A 19,860-nucleotide genomic window follows, 5' to 3' on the forward strand; every position below is an offset into this window, starting at 1 on the left:
CGTAGTCTACACAATCGCACGTCACTCCACGAGTTCGCCGCCCCAGCTGGCCGGGTCGACGTCGGCGATGGTTTGCGTGAGCGTCCACGCATGCCCGGCCGGGTCGCGGACGGAGGCCTGCCGCTCGCCGTAAGGATGATCGGCGGGCGGCGTGAGTCCGGTCGCGCCAAGCGCGATGGCGCGGGCGTACGCCGCATGCACGTCGGGCACACGTACCATGAGGACCGCCGGCGGGCGTCCACCGGTTGCCGGTACTGCGGCTGCGTCCCATGCTGCCACGACCATGGCACCATTGCCGATACTCAGCTGCACCCGATGGTGCGGAATACGGAGTCGTTCGCGGGCGCCGAGTACGTCGCGCAGCCAAGTCACGGCGGCGTCGAGATCGGGATAGCTGCGCACCGGAATGAACGTGGCGTCGGGGATGGAGCGATTACGGAGCGGCGGCGCACCGCCGGGCATTACGGCATTCGCGAGCACGGCGTCCTGATGGGCGAGAATCATCGGCCACGCGGCTTCGTGCGCGTCGCGGGCTTCCGCGGTCGCGAACCCCGCGTGCGTGAGCGTGACCTGGGTATAGTCACCAGCGATCGCGTCGAGGTGTACGGTGAGCGTGGTCTCGGCGCCGCCAGTCCCGCCTGCGCCGGTCACCCAGGTGAGTGATACCAGCGCTTCGGGCACAAGTCGGAGGAAACGACCATAGTGCGGATGGCGCACAGTCTCACGTCCGTCGGTGAATCGTTGCGCGACTTCGAAGAAGAACGGCTCGCCGACGTCGGCCCGTACGCGCGCGCTGTCGGCCTCGGCAAACCACGAGGCCCATCCGGTGGTCCACGCGCGATAGAGCGTGGCGGCGGATCGTGGTGAGGTGCGGGTGATGGTCAGGGTGTGCATGCGAGGTCTCGCCAGAGCGTAGGGTATGCCGTGATCGTCTCGGCGCGTGAGGGAGTTTTCATGCCCGCTGCGCGTGTATCGGTGGGAGTCCGGTTGGGCCCACCCCTTCACTCGTACGGGAGATCTCATGACACAGTGGACACGTGCAACACGGCTTGGATTATGGATGATCGGTGCTTTGGCATCTATAGGCAGCTCGGAGGTCGGTGCGCAGGTTGTGCTGACGAGCGTCACGACGATGAGCCTGGGCACCAATAAGCAGCCGAATGGCGCCTACACCGACGCACAAGGCTCGGGATCCTGCTGTGCGAACACCTACATCACGCGCGGAACGAACCCGACCACCGACGCCTTCCTGTATACCGGAAACGATGCCGGCTCGTTGTTTCCTGCGGGCATCACGCTCGCCACCGGTATCAACACGTTCTACTTATGGGGCAGTACGGGGCTCGTCGGAACCCCCAACTACGCCGTGGCGCTCTTCACCGGAAGCAGCGCGCTCACCGTGTCATCGTACTGGGACGCCACCACGAACACGAACAGCGGCGTCGGCATCAAAGTGTACGGTGATCCCAACCCGTTCGGCCCGCAGCTCGACGGCGTTGGCCTCTCAGCTATTCTCGGGAACTTCCAGCTGACGATTACCGACTGGCGTCCCGCGGTCGTCACGCGCAACGTGTCGATCCAAAATTTCGGCGTGGGGGATCTTCAGTCGCCGGTGGCGAACAATGTCGGTCGCTTGGTGCTGAACGTGGTTGATCTAACCGCGGGCACTCCGCCGGTATCGACCGTTCCCGAGCCGTCGACCTACCTGCTGATGGCGACGGGTCTCATGGCGGTGGGAGTCATGTCGCGTCGACGGAGGTCCTCAGCGACATAGTCTCCACGTTGGCTCGACCTGCGCTTCGAGGCGTCGTCGGTACAGGCCCCGCAGCTCGTTGCGGGGCCTGTACGTCATGTATCCGGGCATCCCGTCCACTTGCCACCCGGCGTGCACGGTGGCATCGCGCCCTTGGGCGGGTCGATGCGGCGTATGCTGTCGGCGGCGGCCAGCTTCCCCTGCTTCGTCAATGCCTCGACCAAGGGTCGACGCAGGCGCGGACCCATCGACGCGAGATCCGGCGTCGGTGCAATCATGGTCAAACCCGCGCGCAGCTCTGACTCGGCCGACACCGGGTCGCCGCTGGCGAGGTAGGCTGTGCCGGAATACAGGTAGGCGAAGCTCAGCAGGAATGGTGAGTGTGTCGGCACAATGGCATCTCGCGTGGAGAGGGCCATGCTCAGCGCGGAGACGTCGTCTTTTCGGACCAGCGCGTCATCGACGTATCCACTGTTGAATACCATGCGCAGCACCAGCGGGAACTCGGCGATCGAGTCGATAATCGCCCGACCTTTCGCCAGTTCAAGGCGACGCGTGACCGTATCACCGCGAAGGCTTGCCAACAGCGCCGCCGACTTTGCGGCCCACACTTGTACCCACGGCTGGGCCCCGAAGCTGCGCTGCAGTCGTTCGCCCTGAAGCCGTGTGAGTACCTCGGCACTATCCGCGCGACCCAACACCAGCATCGACTCGATGGCCGCATCGGCCGCGCCGTCCCGTTCTTTCGAGACGGGCATGGCGAGTGAGTCGGTGATGCGCTCGATCATACGCGCCTTTCGGAGATACGCGCGCGGATCGCGTGTTATCCACGACGTCGTGACCATGCGAACATTCTCCGCTGCCGCTACGATGCGAGTCAGCCCGCGTACGCGTCGTTCGATGTCGACGACCCGCGCGGCCAGCGAATCGGCGGTATGCAGTTGCCCCCTCTGCATCGCCTGCGTGGCGCGCAACAGCAAGATCTGGGCGCTCAGCACACCATCGAGGTCGTTCATGCCCTCGCTCCGGGCTGCCGCGTCTATCGCTTCGTTGGCGGCTTCAGCGCCGTGAAAGGTGAGCTCGAGCGTCGCGTATTCGATGGACGCGCGCGCGTACTCGTCACTGGTGGGACCGTACGCCCGCAATGCCAGTACGCGCGCCGAATCGAGCACGGCGTGCGCATTCGCGTAGCGGGATTGTGCGGCGTAGTTGGCACCGAACGCCGTGTACAGGCGTGCCCGGATGCGCGCGTCGTCGGCGAATTCACGGGAGACCCGCGTGACTGCGCTGTCGAGCAGTTGTCCGATGGTGCCGGCCGGTCCCACGCTGATGAGCGGATCTTGCGACACCGTTGACGTGCCGTTCATGATGCCGGCCATGAAATTCGCCGCCCGTTCGGTGCGAGCGGCTTCGAAGCGCAAATTGCGCGCTTGTTGCAGTGACAGCAGGCTGACGCCGAGCGCGGTGAGCAGCGCGAGCGTGGTGCCGAAGACCAGCGGCCGATGCCGTCTCGTGAACGCCCATACGCGATAGCCGATCGTGCCTTGACGCGCCAGCACGCGGTCTCGCCGGAGGAACCGGTGCACGTCGTCGCTGAGCGCGAGTGCACTGGCGTATCGTTTCCCGGGATCGCGCTGTAGCGCCTGCAGCATGATGGCGTCGAGTTCGCCGTTGAGCGCAGCCCCGAGCTTTCGCGCACTCTCGACACCGCGATGGCGAGCCACGGCGTCCGATGACGCGCGCGCGATCGAGCTCGGGACGCGCGGGGTGCCGCTGCGCACTTCCAGCAGTCGCGCGAATGCGTCGCGACCCACCAGGTCGAGAGGCGGCTCGCCGGTCAGCAACGTGCACAGAAGCGCGCCGAGGGCGTACACATCAGTGGCCGTCGAGGCGAGTTCGCCGTTAGCCTGCTCCGGAGCGGCATAGGCCGCGGTGAACGGCGACATGCCATCCGCGGTGACGGACGTACCGGCACCATTCTCGTCGAGGAGCTTGGCGACTCCGAAGTCGAGCAACTTGACCGTGCCATCGGCGGTGACGAGCACGTTGCCGGGCTTGAGGTCACGATGCACAACCAAGCGCTGATGCGCATGCTGCACAGCGTGGCAGACCGTGCGAAACAGATCGAGTCGCGCCGGGATGGACAGCGAACGGGCATCGCAATATTCGTCGATGGCCACGCCGTCCACATATTCCATCGCGAGCCACGGTGTGCCGGACGCCGTGGCGCCTCCGTCGATCAGCTGCGCGATGTTCGGATGCTGGAGCGCGGCGAGGATCTGTCGTTCCGCGCGGAAGCGATGCAGCAGCACGTCGCTGTCGGCGCCGCGCCACAACGACTTGATGGCGACCCGCTGATGGTACTCCGCGTCGTCGCGCGATGCCTCGTACACAGCGCCCATGCCGCCGCGGCCGACGAGTCGAAGCACGCGATACGGCCCGAGGCGTTCGCCGATCAAGCTCGCGGCCGGCACATCAGCCGGCGTCGACCCGGCGAAACCCAGGGCGACGTGCGCGGGGGCATCGAATCGATCACCGACCAGTGGGACCGCTTCGATCATCTGTCCGAGGCGCGCCACTATCGCCGGTGACGCGCCGCACGCCTCGAGTCGACGACGCTGTTCGTCGATCGACAGGTCGGCCAGCTCGAACCAGAGCGACTTGAGCGTCGACCACTCGTCCGTTGTGGTCGAGGGTGGGGGCGGATGGGGAGAACGTTCGGGCATCGACCTTACACGCGTCGTGGCGGTGTGATGTCCCTCATCCGTCACGCAGCTCGGCCTGGAGCCAGGCGCGCGCCATGGTCCACTCGCGCGACACCGTGGCTGCCGAGATCGACAGGAGTTCGGCGATCTCGTCGAGTGTGAGGCCGACGAAGAACTTGAGCTCCACGATCTTCGCTTGTCGCGCGTCGACCTCCTCGAGTCGCGTGAGCGCTTCGTGCACACCGAGGACATCGGTGACCGCATCCGGCGCGGCGGGTGTTGCGTCAGCCGTGTGCGGATCGAGCGTCACCTGCAGACCACGATCGCGACGCTCGGCGGCGGTGCGTCGGGCGTGGTCCACGAGGATGCGGCGCATCATCGTGGCCGCAATACCGAAGAAATGCGCGCGGCTCTTCCACGGCGCGTCCTGGCCCATCAGGCGGAGATAGGCCTCGTGAACCAACGCGGTCGGCTGGAGCGTGTGATCGGCCCGCTCCCGCCCGAGGTAGATCTCCGCCAGCTGGTGCAACTCGGCGTAGACGCGTCGGGCGGCCATATCCTGCACCGACGCGTCACCCTGTTGGGCGGCGGCCAGCAGTTCGGTCAGGGACGACTGGTCGGAGAGGGGGAGGTTGGTCACAGCCGGTATAAGGTGAAGCCGCCGTCATGGATCGGCTAGGCCGTGCATGGCCAATCTGACCGAAGGGGAGTGCGCGCTACTCGATGGTGTTGAGCACATCCGCCGTGCGCCGCGCCAGCAAGGTGCGCAGCAACGAGGGTTGGTAGCGTCGAGTCACGCTGATGGCGTGGAACTCTTCGAAGAGATCGGGCACGGCGCAGTACTCCTGCAGCCGGCCATCGCGCAGTTCATCCTGCACGACGACGGCCGGGACGAGCGCGACGGCGTTGAGTTCGCGGGTGAGGACACGCAGCATCGCCATGTCGTCGGCTTCGGCAATCACCGTGGGGCGCAGCCCGCGTTCATCGCACAGCACGTCGAAGGCGGTGCGAAATTCGTGGTCGCGGGACGGAAGCAGCAGGGGCACGTCGGCCAGCTCGTCGGGATAGCGAAACGGCGACGAACGAGGGGGGCCGACCAGACTGACCTGCTGGCGCGCAATGCGGCTGCTGCGCCACGCGTGATCGGCGTCTTCCGGCACGCGACGATTGGAAAGCACGACATCGAGCGTGTGCGCGCGCAATCGTGACAGCAACTCCGCCAGCGATCCTGACTGCAACACCAGTGACAGCGACGGATCCTTCAGGATCGGCGCCAGGAATGCCCGCTGGAAATTTCTTGACAGGGTCGCCACCGACCCGACCCGCAGCACGTGCCGCTCGTCGCGTCGACCATCCCGCAGCGTGCCGACCAGCTCATTGCCGGCGGTGACGATCGAGTCGGCGTAGTCGAGGGCGATCCGGCCGGCCTCCGTCAACTCCAGCGTGCGTCCGCGCCGCTCGAAGAGCTGCTGGCCAAGCTGGCTTTCCAGCTGACGGATCTGCGTGGACAGAGCCGACTGCGACACGTGCAGGCGCTGCGCCGCGCGCGTGAGATTTCCCTCTCTCGCCACGGCCCAGAAGTAGTGCAGGTGGTGATAATTGAGCCGAGCCGCAACGTTGGTCATTGTTCTAATATACAGAACGATTGGGTCTAATATATGTATTTTGCGGAAGACCTGGTGGCGACCAACATGTGGGGGTCCTCTTCCGGAGTGCTCCATGTCCCCTGTGCTTGCTTCCGCTGCGCTCTTCACAATTCCCTTGCTCGCGCTCGCCGCTGCCCCGCGGCTTGATGCGCTGGCGGGGGTCATGCTGGGTCTTGTCACCTTCATTGCGACGGTCATCCATCGGTTCGCCCATCGCTATCTGGATGGGCAGCCGGCGGCGCGGCATTTCCGTCGCTGGTTCGTGGCCGCCGTGGCTGCATCATCGGTGCTGGTTACGGCAGGCGACCTGCGCGTGCTGGCCCTCGCCTGGACCGCGTCGAGTCTGTCGCTGCATCAGCTGCTCACGTTCTTCGCCGATCGACCACAAGCGCAGGTGGCGGCGCACAAGAAGTTCCTGCTGAGCCGGCTGGCCGACGTGGTCATCTATGCGGCCGTGATTCTGCTTGGTCGAGCGCTCGGGAGCTATGACCTGGCGGCCCTGCAGGCGACGGCCTCCGCTCTCGAGACACTTCCTATGAGCGTGCACGTGGCCGGCTATCTCTTGGTCGCTGGCGTAGCGCTCCGCTCGGCGCAGCTGCCCTTTCACGGCTGGCTCATCCAGGTCATGGAGGCGCCGACGCCGGTGTCGGCGCTCCTGCACGCCGGTGTGGTGAACATCGGCGGCTACGTCTTGATCCGCCTCGCCGGGCTGACCGCACTCCTCCCTGGCGTCATGAATGCCATGGTGATCATCGGGGCGACGACCGCAGTGCTGGCGGCGCTGGTGATGATGACGCGGGTGACGGTGAAGGTGGCGCTCGCGTGGTCGACGGCGGCGCAGATGGGCTTCATGCTCCTCGAGTGCGGCCTCGGCGCCTGGGAACTGGCGCTGCTGCATCTGGTGGCGCACTCCTGCTACAAGGCGCACGCGTTTCTGGGATCGGGTGGTGTGGTCGCCCTGCAGGCACGCCGCGCCCTGATACCGGTGACGTCACGACCAACCGTCGCGCGATGGCTCGGCGCGACGCTGGGCAGTGCGGCTATCGCGGCCGGTTTCGCCACCGTGACCTGGCCGACGAGCGGCGTCGATCCTCGCACCTGGGTGGTCACGACCGTGCTGGCGCTCGCGCTGGCGCCCTTTCTGGCGCGCATCTCGCCGTCCGGCTCGTGGAGTGTCAATGCCAAGCTCCTTGGCTCAGCGCTCGTCGTGACCGCGCTGTACGCCGTGTGGCACGTCGCGTTCACGGCGTTGCTGCCGACGCCGGTGGCCTTCGTGCCCGGCACGATGTCGCTGCTGATCGCACTCGGCGCCTTCATCGCGCTGTATGTGGTGCAGCTGATGGTGTCGGTGCGTCCGCGCGCCCGCGCGCTTCGCACCCTGCATACGTGGGCCTTCGCCGGATTCCATCTCGACGAACTGTTCACGCGCGCGACGTGCTTCGTGTGGCCGCCCCGTCACGAACGCCGTCCGCCCTCGCCGATTCCAGCGGCGCGCACACCATCCATGCCGAGGGCTGCCTGATGTCCGATACTGTGTCCGACAGCGTGATGCGTGCGGTCGAAACGGCGTCCGCGCGGATCGCGCCGGCCTGGCCGCTCGACCGGCTCATCGCGGTCAACCCGTGGTGGGGGTATGTGGATCGGCCCATCGACGAAGCGGCAGCCGAGCTGGCCGCACTCAGCGGCGCGCGTCTCACGATGCCGCGTTCGTGGTTTCGTGCGCGCTACGCATCCAGCGCGTTGACCGATGCGCATCTCGTCCGCGCACTCGAGGAACTCGGGTCGTCGCTCTCCCTGAACGACGTGCGCAGCGCCTTGCAGTTCGACGCGCCCACGTTGCCAGTCGGTCTATTGGTGACCGACCTGGTCGATGCCACGCGTGAGACACAACGCCATGCGGCGTGGCGCGACTTCGTGGTGGAGCATGTGAGCCACGCGTGTGGTGCGTGGTTCGGTGACGGGCAAGCCGCGTGGTCGGCCGATCGCGACGGCGGATTGTACGGGCTGTGGTCGGACATGGGTCAGCGCGACGCAGGTGTGCGGCTGCTCATGGGACTGCCGGGTTTTCGCCGCGCGGTGGCGGCATTGCCACAGGAGCCGCAGCAGCTGATCGCGTGCGCCGTCGATGAGCTCGCGGTACCATCGGCGTTGCAGGCGGCGTATTTCACCGCACTGCTCCAGAGCGTATCCGGTTGGGCCGCGGCGTGCGCGTTTCAGCGGTGGGACGCCCGACTTGCCGGGGGTGATGACGATCAGATTGTGCATCTGCTGGCGACACGTCTGGCCTGGGAGCTCGTGCTGTATCGCACGAGCGGCGCGCCGGGTCTCGCGCAGCGCTGGACAGACGCACGACGGGAGTGGGTCGGACTGGCCGATGCCGTGCGCGTGGCGCAGTCGGTGGACTGGGTTTTGCAGCGCGCTCTCGAGCTGGCGTATCAGGAACCGCTGGCGGGGCAGCTCGCCGGGCCGCGGCACGCTGCGTCGACCACGCCGTCGGTACAAGCGGTGTTCTGCATCGATGTGCGCTCCGAGGTGATGCGTCGCGCGCTGGAGGCTGCGCAGCCGACCGCGCAGACGCTCGGCTTCGCCGGATTCTTCGGGATGCCGATCGCCTATCAGGCTGCTGAGGGCGTGTTACGTCCGCAGCTGCCCGGCCTGCTGTCGCCGGCCCTCGCGGTGGCCGACAGCGGCGCGCGCGTCTCCGCAGTGCAGCGCGAGCGGAGCGACGGGGCGGCGCTCGCGGGCGCGTGGACGTCGTTCGCGGGAAGCGCGGCGTCGACGTTCACCGCCGTGGAAGCCACTGGACTCGGGGCCGCTGTGTCGTTGCTGCGCATGACCTTCGCGCCGACGGCCCCCGCGCTCGATCCCCTGCGTGATGCGCTCGCCACGAGTGACAGCCCGCTCTCGCCGCGGCTCGGTGCATCCATCGCCGACGGCCACGTGCCGACACTCGCCGAACGCACGCAACTTGCGGCGAACGCCCTGCGCGGGATGAGCCTCACGCGCGACTTTGCGCGCTTGGTGGCGCTGGTGGGTCATGGTGCGGCGACGTGCAACAACCCGCAGGCGGCCGGACTCGCGTGCGGCGCGTGCGGCGGACAGAGCGGAGAAGTCAACGCGCGCGTGGCCGCCGCGCTCTTGAACGATGCAGACGTGCGCGACGCGCTCCTCGCGCATGACATCCGCATTCCGGGCACGACGCACTTCGTGCCCGCGCTGCACGACACGGTGACCGACACGGTATCGCTATTCGACCTGGCCGACGTGCCCGCAACGCATCGCGACGACGTGATTGCCTTCGAACGCGCACTCGCTGAAGCCGGCCGGCTAGCGCGTCGCGAGCGCGCCCCTCGGCTCGGCCTTGCGCACGCCGATGATGACGCGCTGCTTGGTGCGCTCCGTCGTCGAGCGGCCGACTGGTCGGAGGTGCGACCGGAATGGGGGCTCGCACGGAACGCGGCGTTCGTCGTCGCGCCGCGCGAGCGGACACGCGGTCTGGTCCTGGACGGCCGCTCGTTCCTGCACGAGTATCGGTGGCAAGACGATATCGGGTTCGCGGTGCTCACGCTGATTCTTACCGCCCCGATGGTCGTCACGAACTGGATCAATCTGCAATACTACGCATCCACCGTCGATCCGGTGCGGTATGGCAGCGGTGACAAGGTGCTGCACAACGTGGTGGGCGGCAACGTGGGTGTCGTCGAGGGCGCCGGGGGGGATCTTCGCATCGGTCTTGCGCTGCAGTCCGTGCACGATGGGGCGGACTGGGTGCACGAACCCCTGCGCCTGTCGGTGTTCGTCGAGGCTCCGGCCGCCGCGATCGATGGCATCATCAGCGCGCACGCGGTGGTGCGTCAACTCGTCACGAACGGCTGGCTGTACCTGTACCGTATCGATCCGTTCGATGGGCAGATCTACGCGCGCCGCGCACACGACTGGCAGTTGGTGCGTGCACGATCATGAACGACCGTGCACGCGCACAGCCGCGGATCAGCGCACGGTGCGATTTGCTTTGGTGGCGTTGCTGATCTGCAGGTCGTAGCCGTCGGGCGTAGTGGTGTGATAGCTCTTGTACTTGGCGGCGGGATCGTGGATGTCGCCTTTACCACCGGTGTCATCGCGGCTGGTGAGACCACGCTTGGTGAGTTCGGCCTTGATCGGATCGGTGTCCCACGGGGCGATGCCGAAGGACACGTGTCCCATCGTGGCGCGTCGCACGGCGGGCGTGGTGGCGTTCGGCGCGAGCGGGTTGCCGCCGCGGATGATGATGTTGCCGAGGTCACCGATTTCCACTTCGTTCTGACTGGCTTCGTCGCCGGTGGGCTTCCAGCCGAGGAGGGCGGCGTAGAAGGCGGTGGTCTCTTTGTAGTTGGTGACTTCGAAGGAGATGTGATCGAGCCACACCGTCTGCCAGTTCGTGTGCTCGAACGGCGCGGGCACCGAGTGCGTGGCGGTGGCGGGCTGCGATGCGCGCGTCTTGCGATGGGCGTCGTTGCAGAGTTGCACGTCGAAGCCGTCGGGGTCCTTCACGTGAAAGCTTTCGAAGCCCTTGCCGTCGTTGTCGGCTACGGGCATGAGTCCGCGCTTGGTGAGTTCGGCCTCGACCTTCTTCGCGTTCCACGGTTCGATGACCCACGCGAACGAATCCCACGCCACCTTGCGCGGGGCGCGGGCGCGGCCTGGAAGCCGCCGCGGATCACGACGCTGCCCACGTTGCCGACGTCGAGCGTCGCCTGGGTGCCGTCGTCGCTGCGCAGCGTCCAATTCATGAGGGCCGAATAGTAGGCGGCTTCGCGCTTGTAGTCGGTGGCCTGGATGGCGAAGTGGTCGAGGGCGACCGTCTTCCAGCCGGTAGGGGCGAAGGGCGCCTTGATGGCCGACGTATCGCAGGCCGGCGTGCCGGCGCGGTCACAGCCGCAGCGGCCTTGGGCGGCGGCGTGTGTGGCGGGAACGGCGAGCGCGGCGGCGGTGGCGAGGGCGGCGAGCGCGCCGAAGCACGCGGTCCGGCGCGCGGGCCAACGAACAGCGGGTGACATCACAACTCCGTGAGCGGGGGAATCACGGCGGGACGCGACGGGTGGGAGCGCGAACATGCGACGCGGCCGACCGCTGGGCAAGCCGAGTCGGTGCGTCGAAATGATCGCGGGTGCACAGAGGCGGTTACGCGGGGGCGCGGAAAGCGTTGCACCGTGCGTGATGGCGAACGGCGAGACCCTTTTGAGTGTGCTGCATGATCGGATCACGGCCAAGCACTACAGCGCGCGCACGGAGCAGGCGTACGCGCAGTGGGTGCGGCGGTACGTGCGGTTTCACGGACGTCGGCATCCACGTGAGCTGGGGGAGGTGCAGGTGCGCGATTTCCTGACGCATCTGGCGCGCGACGAGCAGGTGAGTGCGAGCACGCAGAATCAGGCGTTAGCGGCGCTGCTGTTCCTGTATCGCGAGGTGCTGGCGTTGCCGATCTCGGGGATGATGCAGCACCTGCATGCGAAGCGCCCCGAACGACTGCCCGTCGTGATGACGCGCGACGAAACGCAACGCGTGCTGCAGGCGATGCGCGGCACGACGCGACTGATGGCGTCGCTGATGTACGGCAGCGGCATGCGGCTGATGGAGTGCTGCACGTTGCGGGTGAAGGACGTGGATCTGACGCGCGGCGAGATCGTGATCCGATCGGGGAAGGGGCAGAAAGATCGGGTGACGATGCTGCCGCAGCGCGTGCTGCCGGCGTTGCGGGTACACCTCGATCGCGCGGCAGCGCAGCACGCGAAGGACGTGGTAGCCGGAGGCGGGTATGTGGCGCTCCCCGACGCGCTGCGCCGAAAACTCGGTGATCGCGCGTCGAAGAGTTGGCCGTGGCAATGGATCTTTCCGGCCACGCGGAGCTATCGCGACGCCGCGACCGGGGAACGTCGCCGACATCATCTGCATGAGAGCGTAGTGCAGCGCGACGTGACCAACGCCGTGCGGGAGGCGCAGATCGGCAAGCGGGCCACGTGCCACACCTTCCGTCACAGCTTCGCGACGCATCTGCTGGCGTCGGGGTCGGACATCCGCACCATTCAGGAATTGCTGGGACACAAGGATGTGCGGACGACGATGATCTACACGCACGTGCTGAACCGGGGTGGGTTGGGGGTGCGGAGTCCGTTGGATTCGTAACGGCGAAGTAGGGGGTAGGGAGTGGGGAGTCGGGGGATTGCCGGCGCGAGTGGACGGCGTCGTTATGCGTCGGGCCCGTCGGTGCGGGAGGCGCAGGTCGGCGCGTTAGATCGGTCGAGCAAACACCGCGGGCGGAATACGCTCCGGAACGAGACGAATGGCTGGTGTGAAGTCGTGGGGTTGCGGTGCGGCGGGCGTGGTGAGATCGTGAGTTTAGTGCTGGAACTCGACTGCGTCGCCGGCGGTATGTCGGTCGAGCGAATAGGCGTTAGACCCCCAAAGTAGTTTTGCTGCTGGCTGCGGTTTCAATCGGAGAACTCAATGGCGTTTGACGCGTCGCCCTTTGTTTTCATTCCGTTCTTTGCGGTTACGCTGTCCCTAGGCGTCGGGTCATCGATCGCCCTCGTGCGCTACTTGCTGTGGCGTCGAACCGCCACAGCCCGAATGGTCGCCGGATGCTGCGGATCGTGTGGAAGCAGCCTCGGATTCACGGCGACGTACAACGTGACGGGTATCCCTGTGTGCCGTTCGTGCGCGAATGGGCTCCGTCGCAAATTGGGCGGGTGGATGCTTGGCGCTGCCGTAATGGTCTCCGCCCTGCTACTGGTCTCATCGACTGCGTTCGTGGCTGATCTACTCATCGATGGGGGGCCGGCATGGCGATGGTGGACCAAGAACTCGCGCGCCTGGGTCGTGGTCATCCCTGCCTTGACGGTCTTCGCTACCGCCGCGACCGCAATTGGACTCGGTCGGCTTGCCAACAAGTTGGCGGCGGCACGCGAGATGGCGCGGCTACGTAAGGGAAGCGACTTGCCACTACTCGCGCGCGTGTTGGCGTCGTTTGAGTTGCCCACGCAACCGACAACTTCTGTGAGCTCCCGCTCTACGGAGGATGAACGTTGATGAGCGGCTCGACTGGTCCCAGGTTTGGTCTAACGAAACGTTGCTGCTGGCAGCGCGCGGCGGTGTGCGGCAGGCGGTCGCCGTGCTGGCGCACGTCGCCCGTCCGGCCGCATTTTGTTTGATGCGCTGCAGCAGAACGCAAGGCGTTAGGCAACGAAGCATTCAATGGATCATTCGATGAGGGAGCCTATGATTCGCCCTGCCCAGTGGATACTTGCCCTGGGTTTGGTCGCCGCCGCGCCGCGAGCACTGATCGCGCAAACGGCTTTGCTCGATCCGCGCGTTTCATCGTATGCAGGATGCTACACCGTGTCGCGCGTTCGCTGGTCCGCGGGCGTGGACGCGGCGCGTGTGTCGAAGGCTCAAACGCCACCATCGACCTTTCGGCTCGACACCCTGACTGTCGCGGCGCGTGGCGGTACTGGCTCCGTCGTCATCCCCACCAATCTGGTCGCGAGCACACGAACGCTGACCGCATGGCAACCACTGCCCAACGATTCCGTCCGCGTCGTGTGGTCTACCGGCTTCGTGGGTGTGGTACTGCGGTTGGGCGCGCGCGGCGACACTCTCGCGGGACACGCGACTACGTTTCATGACGACATCTCGACCGACGATCCGCCGAATCCGAGCGCCGAGATCATCGCGATCCGCGTTCGCTGAGGCATCTAGGTCGCGGTCGTTGCCTAATAGGCGTTCGGCGCTCCGATGGCCGGGACGCGGGAGAGGACTTGGGGAGAGGAGACGAGGCGGCTCGCGAGCGTCCAATGCTCACGCGTGTGGTAGCTATTGCCGCGAACTATGGTGATGTACCAGTGTTGAAGCTCGGGCCAGCGCGAAAGGCGCCTTCGTGCCAGACAAGGATCCGGCGCCGGCACTTCGGTCGGAGTCGAGCGCAGCCCACGAATTATCGCTCACGCTAGTCTTCAAATATTGAAACAGGCAATCGATGGTCGGCGTCTCTTTTCGCTTGCTGCGGTTGGACTTATCGCGATGGCACTTGCCACATCGTGTCGTGAGGCGGCGCCCGCGGCGCTCGCGGCCACGTCGTCGCTTGACGCCGTACCCCTCGCCGTACTGAGCCACCGCGCTGAACCGCTATTCCAAGTAGTCGGTGGCCTAATCGCCGGTGACATTTTGATCATCGCGGAGCGCAGCCGTGGCGAGATTCACTTCTTTTCGAGGCGCGGTGCACATCTACGCACAGTTGGTCGGCTGGGTAACGGGCCCGGCGAGTTTACACATTTGGCTTGGATCCAGCGGCGCGGCTCACTGCTGCTTGCATTTGACCAGAGCGAACGCCGCTTGTCGGAGTTCACGGTTGCAGGTGACTTCGTTCGTGCCACTACTGTCCGGCCACCCGAGGGTGAGGCAATCCGAGCTGTTGGCGTGCTGCCAAACGGGATGTTGCTGGCCCGCTCCCAGTTGTTGATACCGCCGCCGGTGGCGCCGCGCCTCGTGACACGGCGTTCCTCACTGATGCGGTATGCGTTCACCACCGAAGCGTCGGCAGAACGCATTGGAGAATTTGCAGAGGGTGAGAAGTACGAAGAGCCGCGGCCTCGAGGTGGGCGCTCGGTTGCAGAGCTTCCCTTCGGACTGCAGAGCGATATCGCGGTCACGGCGGATGGAATTGCCATGGTGGAATTGGACTCGCTTCTGCGCATCTTGGACGCATCCGGCAAGGTACAGACCGTTCGCTCGCTAGCGCTCTCTTCGCGCGCCGATCCTGTGACCGCTGCGGACAAGGCCGCCGCGCGTAGAATCTTTACGGAGGACGCGCCCCCTAGGCTGAAGTGGGGCGAAGTGTTTGACCGGATGCCGATTCCCCGCACGAGACCGCAATTGGGATGGGCAGGGCCACACTCAGTTCGCCTGCTCGCCCCAACCACGTCCGGTCACCTGTGGATCACTGAGTTCGGTGGGATCAATGATTCCCATGTCTCGTGGAGTGTGCTAGATGCTCGCGGCAAGCAGCTCGGGCGGGTTACGTCAGTCCAGGAGGCAACCGTGCTGGACGCTGTCGAAGATCTCGTGTTGCTGCTTCTCTGGGATGTCGATGGCGTGGAGTCCGTCCAGTTGCGTCGCGTTACGCCAGCGCTTGGTGGCTCTCTGTCGCACAGTGCAGGTGGTTCTGGCAAAGGAGACCGGTGACCGCTCGGTGATGATTTAGGGCGCGTCTGCCGATCTCATACGACGGTGCCACAGTTCCCGTCTGCCTAACGAAACGTTGCTGCTGGCAGCGCGAGGCGGTGTGCGGCAGGCGGTCGCCGTGCTGGCGCACGCCGCCCGTCCGGCCGCATTTTGTTTGGAGCGCTGCAGCAGAACGCAAGGCGTTCAGCAGCGACCAAACTTCACGCGGTGCCGAGAGATAAAATCGCAGATCGTGTCAGAGGAGCGGCAAACCATGCGTCAATTCACGATAGTCGGAGCAGTGCTGGTCGCCGCGATCGTTTCACCAACGGATTCGCGGGGCCAAGTTCCGGTTGCCGTTCGGCAAGCCGCGAGCGGGATTAAACGAGCGGACTTGGAGCGTCAGATCGGAGTCCTCGCTGCTGACTCGATGCTTGGAAGACTCACCCCGTCCCCGGAACTCGACCAAGCTGCGACGTATATCGCTCACGCGTTGTCGACGAGCCGAGTGCGTCCATTCGGGGATGGAGGCTCTTACCTGCAACATGTGCGCTTTGATGTGATACGCGCGGATTCTCGTTGCTCATTCGCGGCGCTTGACGGAGCGCGGTTTGCGATGCCCAACGATGTGCGGCTTCCCACGCGGGGCGCCAGCAGTACGGACCCCGTTGCGGCACAGGGGCCGCTGGTCTACGTGCAGCACGGATGGGTGAATAAGGCGCTAGGAATTGACCCCTACGCCGGTCTTGACCTCCGCGGGAAAATCGCCGTGGTAACTGGCTATCCGGGTGGGCCGCAGCGTCTTCAAGCAGATCGCGCCCGTGGCGGTCAGTTCGTCCTTCCATGGAACGCCGCCGCCGAACGCGGGGCCGTTGCTCAGGTCGAGATTTCGGGATTCGCTACGTGGCAAGTCACTCCGGACCGGCCGCGAAATCGTCAGGGCAGTGACGTGACGGTGAAAGCGGAGTGGATTCAGCAGGCAACGCCATCACCGTTGCCACGTGTCGCCGTCTCGAGCCGGCTCGCCGATGCGATCTTCACTGGAGAGCGGTGGTCGGCGATGGAGCTGATTGCTGCAGCCACACGTGGCGATTCGATTGCCAGTTTTGCCCTCGGTCCTGCGCGCGAGCTCCGCTTCGAAGTCTGCAGACCTGCGCGAACCGACAGTACGCAAAATGTCGTGGCAATGGTCGAGGGGAGCGATCCACTCCTGAAGCATGAATACATCGTCATGGGTGCGCACTATGACGGGCAAGGGCTCCAGTTCCCGCCAGTCAACGGCGACTCCGTCTTGAATTCTGCAAACGACAATGCGTCGGGCGCTGTTGGATTGATGGCGATCGCGCGCGCCTTCGCGAGCGGCCCCCGTCCGAGGCGTTCGATCATCTTCACGTGGTTTGCCGGGGAAGAGACGCAGATTTCTGGCGCTGATTTCTTCGTCGCACGGCCTCCGGTTCCGCTGCGCAGCATCAAAGTCATGGTGAACCTCGACATGATCGGGCCGGACAAGGACGGTACCGTGGGGCTGGGTTTTTCGAATACCGCACTACGGGACCTGGCGCTGACGACAAATAAGGCTTACGCCAGTGTCGCCTTCGTCGGGCCGGTCGATGGGCGCTTGAAGGGTGGCTCCGACCGCGACGCGTTCGAAGGAAAGCAGATCCCATATCTCGCGTTCGAGGCTGACGGCGGAGACGACAAGCACGCGGTGACAGATGACGTATCGCGCATTGACTACGCCGGCTTTGAACGCATTGTACGAAGTGTATATGTGATCGCGTGGCGCGTCGCAAACGAACAGGTGCTGCGTGTTCGATAGTCACCACCAACGCGAAGTCGCCGATTGCGACGAGGCCTGCGATTCGCTGTCCATAGCTCCGCTGCCGAACCTTGCGTTGCTGTTGACAACGGCTTCAAGGTAGCGGCCTTGCTCCCTGCGGTCGCTGGCCACAACCTATTGAGGGCCGTTGCAACAGAACGCAGCGTTAGCAACTGTCTTGAAAGTCAAGCGACTACGAGTATCGCTGTCGCGGCTTTCGCGCTCCACGTGGTTTTGGTTCGCATCATCGTATTGAGGATGGTGAGCAGTTTCCGCATACACGCGACGAGCGCGAGCTTCTTGGGCTTTCCGGCGGCGACCAATCGCAGGTAGAACTCGCGAATGACCGTGTTGCGACGGCTAGCGACGAGGGCCGCCATGTACAGCACACCACGCACCGTCGCGCGACCGCCTTGCACGAATCGACGACCCCGCATGGTGCCGGAGTCTCGACTCAGTGGTGCAACGCCGACGAGCTTCGCAATGGCGCGACGGGACAAGCGACCGAGTTCTGGTAGGTCCGCGAGGAGCGTCCGTGACAGCACGGGGCCGACACCGGGCACACTGCGCAGGAGCTCATCGCGCTCACGCCAGACGGGACTCTGCCGCACCATCTCGCCAAGATCCGTGTCCGTCGAGCGCAACTCGCGCTCAAGGAATGTGATGTGCGACTTGAGACTTTTGCGCACCTGCTTTTTGCCCGTGCCGAACACTTGGCCCACGCGATTGCGCTCCGCCTGCAGCATCTCCAACAGCTGCCGCCGTCGCGTAAGCAGCGCATCCAGCTCGTGCGCGGCGGCGTCCGGAATGAGGCGCACTTCCGGTCGGACGACGTCGGCGAAGCGCGCGAGGATGTCGGCGTCAATGCGATCTGTTTTCGCCAGCTGCCCCGTCGCCTTCGCAAAGTCCCGCACCTGGCGTGGATTCACCACCACCACGGGCAGTGACGCCGCGGCGAGCGCGGCAACGGCGAGCAGCTCGTATCCGCCGGTCGCCTCCAGCACGATCAACTGCGGTCTGTTCGAGGCGACGCGCTGCACTAACGTACGCACGCCCCGTTCATCGTTCTCCACGGTGAATCGCTCTGCACTCGGCAGCACGCTGATCACCAACTCGGCTTTCGCCACATCGATGCCGACAAACATCTGCCCCTCCGACCGCTCAGGAAGCGTCGTCCGCGCCCGTCCTTGTAAGAATTCGGGCTCGACGCGGTGGCCGGCCCCCGCAACTGTTCGGGCTCTCACGACGAATGATCAGGTACGCCGCTCTGGCTAACGCACGGTGTTTGCCACCCAGACGGCATCGAGCTGGCGCCCTGATCAGAACTACGCCAGAATCAACTGATCGCTAGATACAAGACGGCGAATCTACACACTGCCGATCCCATGAATGACGGAGGTTCTGCCGATGCGCCTCTTTGCACTGTTGTTCGCCGCCCTGAGCGTGTCGGGGTGCCATAGCCCCACGGAAGTGCGACTGGACGATCCCATCCCGGCCAGCGCGAACGATCCGGCGTGGATGGCCCTAGGTCGGGTGTGTACGCCCGATGCGCCAGCCGCGGTCCTGTCCGCCGCCCAGCGCGCGACACTGCCACCGTTCTCCCATGGCGATCGCCGCGTGATCGACGATGATTGGGCGGATGCGGCGCGCGTCGTGCCCGGTGGGTGGGGCGGTGGGTACAACGACAACGGCACCTCCACGATCTTTCTCGTCGATCCGTCGCAGCGAGATGCGGCCTTCGCCGCCTTAGCGACGCGCCAGCTCTTAAATGCGCCCTTGGGTGTGGAGAAGGTCCGCGTGCGACGGGGGCGATGGGACTTCGCGCAACTGACGGATTGGTTCAGCTATGTGCGCGGGTACCTGCCGCGCATGACTGGGTTCGCGACGGCCGATATCCAAGAGGCGCAAAATCGGCTTGAGTATACCGTCTCGACGGCGGCGGATCGCGCCGCGCTAGAGGCCGCGCTCCGGCCACTCGAGCTGCCATGCTATCTGGTCGCGATCAACCCAGTGCCGCGCTAAGGGACGGTGTCCTGCCCGCCGTCTAACCTTGCGTTGCTGCAGTCAAACGCTGCGAAGATCAGCGTGGCGAGCGCGGGGCGTTCGCGATAGCGTCAAGGGCCGGTGCGAACGCCCCGCTTGCCTCGGTGTGGGCGTTTGCTGCCGAACGCGAGCGTTAGGTGGGCTGCCCAATCGAATCACCATATGAGCAACTTCTTGGATCCCCAAGCGTTTCCGTTCACCGAGAAAGAGTTGCGTGCCGCGGTCTTTCTGCTCGCCCCGGGAGCAAGCGGAGAGGAGTTGTTTCATGCCGTGCTCGATGCTTGCGCGTCGGTTCGTAGCGAGAACGCTCGCGCCACTGAAGCTCGCCTGCGGGGGAGCATAGAGCCGGAGGACATCAACGATGCCGTGCTCTCGCTGCCTACCGAGCTTTACGCGGCGTTGGCGGTAAGTGATCCGACAACCGAACAACGTGTGGAAGCGCTCTTGGCGGGCTGGCGCGCACTAAACCGAAAGGCTTGGAGTCAACAGCTGATGCCGGATGTGCTGCCGACACTGGATGAAGCGGAAGCGCAAGCTCTCGCCGAATGGAGTTCGATGAAGGCACGGTTAGCAGCGACACGCCACAAGCTCAACACAGACGGACCGCGCACCTAACGAACCGTTGCTGCTGGCAGCGCGAAGCGGTGTGCGGCAGGCGGTCGCCGTGCTGGCGCACGTCGCCCGTCCGGCCGCACTTTA

16 protein-coding genes are annotated in these 19,860 nt (G+C 65.3%); 9 read left to right on the top strand and 7 right to left on the bottom strand.

Annotated elements, in window-relative coordinates; all coding sequences use genetic code 11:
• Positions 1–21: 21 nt before the first annotated feature.
• Complete coding sequence (locus tag HKW67_RS22340) at positions 22–894, bottom strand: SRPBCC domain-containing protein (protein ID WP_206044470.1); 873 nt, start codon at positions 892–894, stop codon at positions 22–24.
• 238 nt (positions 895–1,132) lie between these two features.
• On the opposite strand from HKW67_RS22340, the gene HKW67_RS17280 reads away from it, so the two are divergent.
• Positions 1,133–1,774: a PEP-CTERM sorting domain-containing protein gene (locus tag HKW67_RS17280; RefSeq protein WP_171226576.1), complete on the top strand. Its 642-nt coding sequence runs from the start codon at positions 1,133–1,135 to the stop codon at positions 1,772–1,774.
• 74 nt (positions 1,775–1,848) lie between these two features.
• On the opposite strand, the gene HKW67_RS17285 is transcribed toward HKW67_RS17280, so the two are convergent.
• The 3 genes from HKW67_RS17285 to HKW67_RS17295 form a co-directional block, all read right to left on the bottom strand.
• Positions 1,849–4,479: a serine/threonine protein kinase gene (locus HKW67_RS17285; RefSeq protein ID WP_171226577.1), complete on the bottom strand. Its 2,631-nt coding sequence runs from the start codon at positions 4,477–4,479 to the stop codon at positions 1,849–1,851.
• A gap of 34 nt (positions 4,480–4,513) precedes the next feature.
• The gene (locus HKW67_RS17290) at positions 4,514–5,098 is read right to left on the bottom strand and encodes an ECF-type sigma factor (RefSeq protein WP_171226578.1); all 585 of its coding nucleotides are present in this window, start codon (positions 5,096–5,098) and stop codon (positions 4,514–4,516) included.
• A 76-nt stretch (positions 5,099–5,174) separates the two neighbouring features.
• A complete protein-coding gene (locus HKW67_RS17295) occupies positions 5,175–6,083 on the bottom strand; it encodes a LysR family transcriptional regulator (RefSeq protein ID WP_171226579.1) in 909 nt (302 codons plus the stop codon).
• Between the two features lie 94 nt (positions 6,084–6,177).
• Here HKW67_RS17295 and HKW67_RS17300 point away from each other — a divergent pair, with 94 nt between their 5' ends.
• Both HKW67_RS17300 and HKW67_RS17305 read left to right on the top strand, forming a co-directional pair.
• A complete protein-coding gene (locus HKW67_RS17300) occupies positions 6,178–7,626 on the top strand; it encodes an NADH-quinone oxidoreductase subunit L (RefSeq protein ID WP_171226580.1) in 1,449 nt (482 codons plus the stop codon).
• The gene (locus HKW67_RS17305; protein WP_171226581.1) at positions 7,626–10,067 is read left to right on the top strand and encodes a YbcC family protein; all 2,442 of its coding nucleotides are present in this window, start codon (positions 7,626–7,628) and stop codon (positions 10,065–10,067) included. The genes HKW67_RS17300 and HKW67_RS17305 overlap by 1 nt, the downstream gene beginning before the upstream one ends.
• A gap of 27 nt (positions 10,068–10,094) precedes the next feature.
• Here the strand turns inward: HKW67_RS17305 and HKW67_RS17310 are convergent, their stop codons facing one another.
• Positions 10,095–10,679, bottom strand: a complete 585-nt coding sequence (locus tag HKW67_RS17310; protein ID WP_171226582.1) for a VOC family protein — start codon at positions 10,677–10,679, stop codon at positions 10,095–10,097.
• Positions 10,670–11,140, bottom strand: coding sequence for a hypothetical protein (locus tag HKW67_RS17315; protein ID WP_171226583.1), 471 nt, complete (start codon positions 11,138–11,140; stop codon positions 10,670–10,672). The genes HKW67_RS17310 and HKW67_RS17315 overlap by 10 nt, the downstream gene beginning before the upstream one ends.
• A gap of 187 nt (positions 11,141–11,327) precedes the next feature.
• Between HKW67_RS17315 and HKW67_RS17320 the strand changes: the two genes are divergently transcribed.
• The 4 genes from HKW67_RS17320 (at position 11,328) to HKW67_RS17335 (ending at position 17,118) form a co-directional block, all read left to right on the top strand.
• The gene (locus HKW67_RS17320; protein ID WP_343212857.1) at positions 11,328–12,266 is read left to right on the top strand and encodes an integron integrase; all 939 of its coding nucleotides are present in this window, start codon (positions 11,328–11,330) and stop codon (positions 12,264–12,266) included.
• A gap of 1,092 nt (positions 12,267–13,358) precedes the next feature.
• Positions 13,359–13,829 (top strand): hypothetical protein, encoded by a 471-nt coding sequence (locus HKW67_RS17325; protein WP_171226584.1) that lies wholly within the window; start codon positions 13,359–13,361, stop codon positions 13,827–13,829.
• Between the two features lie 270 nt (positions 13,830–14,099).
• Entirely contained in the window at positions 14,100–15,320 is a 1,221-nt protein-coding gene (locus HKW67_RS17330) for an NHL repeat-containing protein (protein WP_206044471.1), read from the top strand.
• A gap of 253 nt (positions 15,321–15,573) precedes the next feature.
• A complete protein-coding gene (locus tag HKW67_RS17335; RefSeq protein ID WP_171226586.1) occupies positions 15,574–17,118 on the top strand; it encodes a M28 family peptidase in 1,545 nt (514 codons plus the stop codon).
• Positions 17,119–17,303: 185 nt separating this feature from the next.
• On the opposite strand, the gene HKW67_RS17340 is transcribed toward HKW67_RS17335, so the two are convergent.
• Entirely contained in the window at positions 17,304–18,263 is a 960-nt protein-coding gene (locus HKW67_RS17340) for an IS110 family RNA-guided transposase (protein ID WP_171226587.1), read from the bottom strand.
• A gap of 262 nt (positions 18,264–18,525) precedes the next feature.
• Between HKW67_RS17340 and HKW67_RS17345 the strand changes: the two genes are divergently transcribed.
• Together HKW67_RS17345 and HKW67_RS17350 are read left to right on the top strand one after the other, a co-directional pair.
• The gene (locus tag HKW67_RS17345) at positions 18,526–19,140 is read left to right on the top strand and encodes a hypothetical protein (RefSeq protein ID WP_171226588.1); all 615 of its coding nucleotides are present in this window, start codon (positions 18,526–18,528) and stop codon (positions 19,138–19,140) included.
• Between the two features lie 183 nt (positions 19,141–19,323).
• Positions 19,324–19,776, top strand: coding sequence for a hypothetical protein (locus tag HKW67_RS17350; RefSeq protein ID WP_171226589.1), 453 nt, complete (start codon positions 19,324–19,326; stop codon positions 19,774–19,776).
• Positions 19,777–19,860: the final 84 nt, after the last annotated feature.

It is taken from the genome of Gemmatimonas groenlandica, from assembly GCF_013004105.1.
In the GTDB taxonomy this organism is placed as follows: domain Bacteria; phylum Gemmatimonadota; class Gemmatimonadetes; order Gemmatimonadales; family Gemmatimonadaceae; genus Gemmatimonas; species Gemmatimonas groenlandica.

What these genes read in the sequence shown, in the direction of transcription:
- HKW67_RS22340 (WP_206044470.1), bottom strand. Translation starts at nt 894, where the DNA reads ATGCACACCCTGACCATCACCCGCACCTCACCACGATCCGCCGCCACG.
- HKW67_RS17280 (WP_171226576.1), top strand. Translation starts at nt 1,133, where the DNA reads ATGAGCCTGGGCACCAATAAGCAGCCGAATGGCGCCTACACCGACGCA.
- HKW67_RS17285 (WP_171226577.1), bottom strand. Translation starts at nt 4,479, where the DNA reads ATGCCCGAACGTTCTCCCCATCCGCCCCCACCCTCGACCACAACGGAC.
- HKW67_RS17295 (WP_171226579.1), bottom strand. Translation starts at nt 6,083, where the DNA reads ATGACCAACGTTGCGGCTCGGCTCAATTATCACCACCTGCACTACTTC.
- HKW67_RS17300 (WP_171226580.1), top strand. Translation starts at nt 6,178, where the DNA reads ATGTCCCCTGTGCTTGCTTCCGCTGCGCTCTTCACAATTCCCTTGCTC.
- HKW67_RS17305 (WP_171226581.1), top strand. Translation starts at nt 7,626, where the DNA reads ATGTCCGATACTGTGTCCGACAGCGTGATGCGTGCGGTCGAAACGGCG.
- HKW67_RS17310 (WP_171226582.1), bottom strand. Translation starts at nt 10,679, where the DNA reads ATGCCCGTAGCCGACAACGACGGCAAGGGCTTCGAAAGCTTTCACGTG.
- HKW67_RS17315 (WP_171226583.1), bottom strand. Translation starts at nt 11,140, where the DNA reads ATGTCACCCGCTGTTCGTTGGCCCGCGCGCCGGACCGCGTGCTTCGGC.
- HKW67_RS17325 (WP_171226584.1), top strand. Translation starts at nt 13,359, where the DNA reads ATGATTCGCCCTGCCCAGTGGATACTTGCCCTGGGTTTGGTCGCCGCC.
- HKW67_RS17335 (WP_171226586.1), top strand. Translation starts at nt 15,574, where the DNA reads ATGCGTCAATTCACGATAGTCGGAGCAGTGCTGGTCGCCGCGATCGTT.
- HKW67_RS17340 (WP_171226587.1), bottom strand. Translation starts at nt 18,263, where the DNA reads ATGTTTGTCGGCATCGATGTGGCGAAAGCCGAGTTGGTGATCAGCGTG.
- HKW67_RS17345 (WP_171226588.1), top strand. Translation starts at nt 18,526, where the DNA reads ATGCGCCTCTTTGCACTGTTGTTCGCCGCCCTGAGCGTGTCGGGGTGC.
- HKW67_RS17350 (WP_171226589.1), top strand. Translation starts at nt 19,324, where the DNA reads ATGAGCAACTTCTTGGATCCCCAAGCGTTTCCGTTCACCGAGAAAGAG.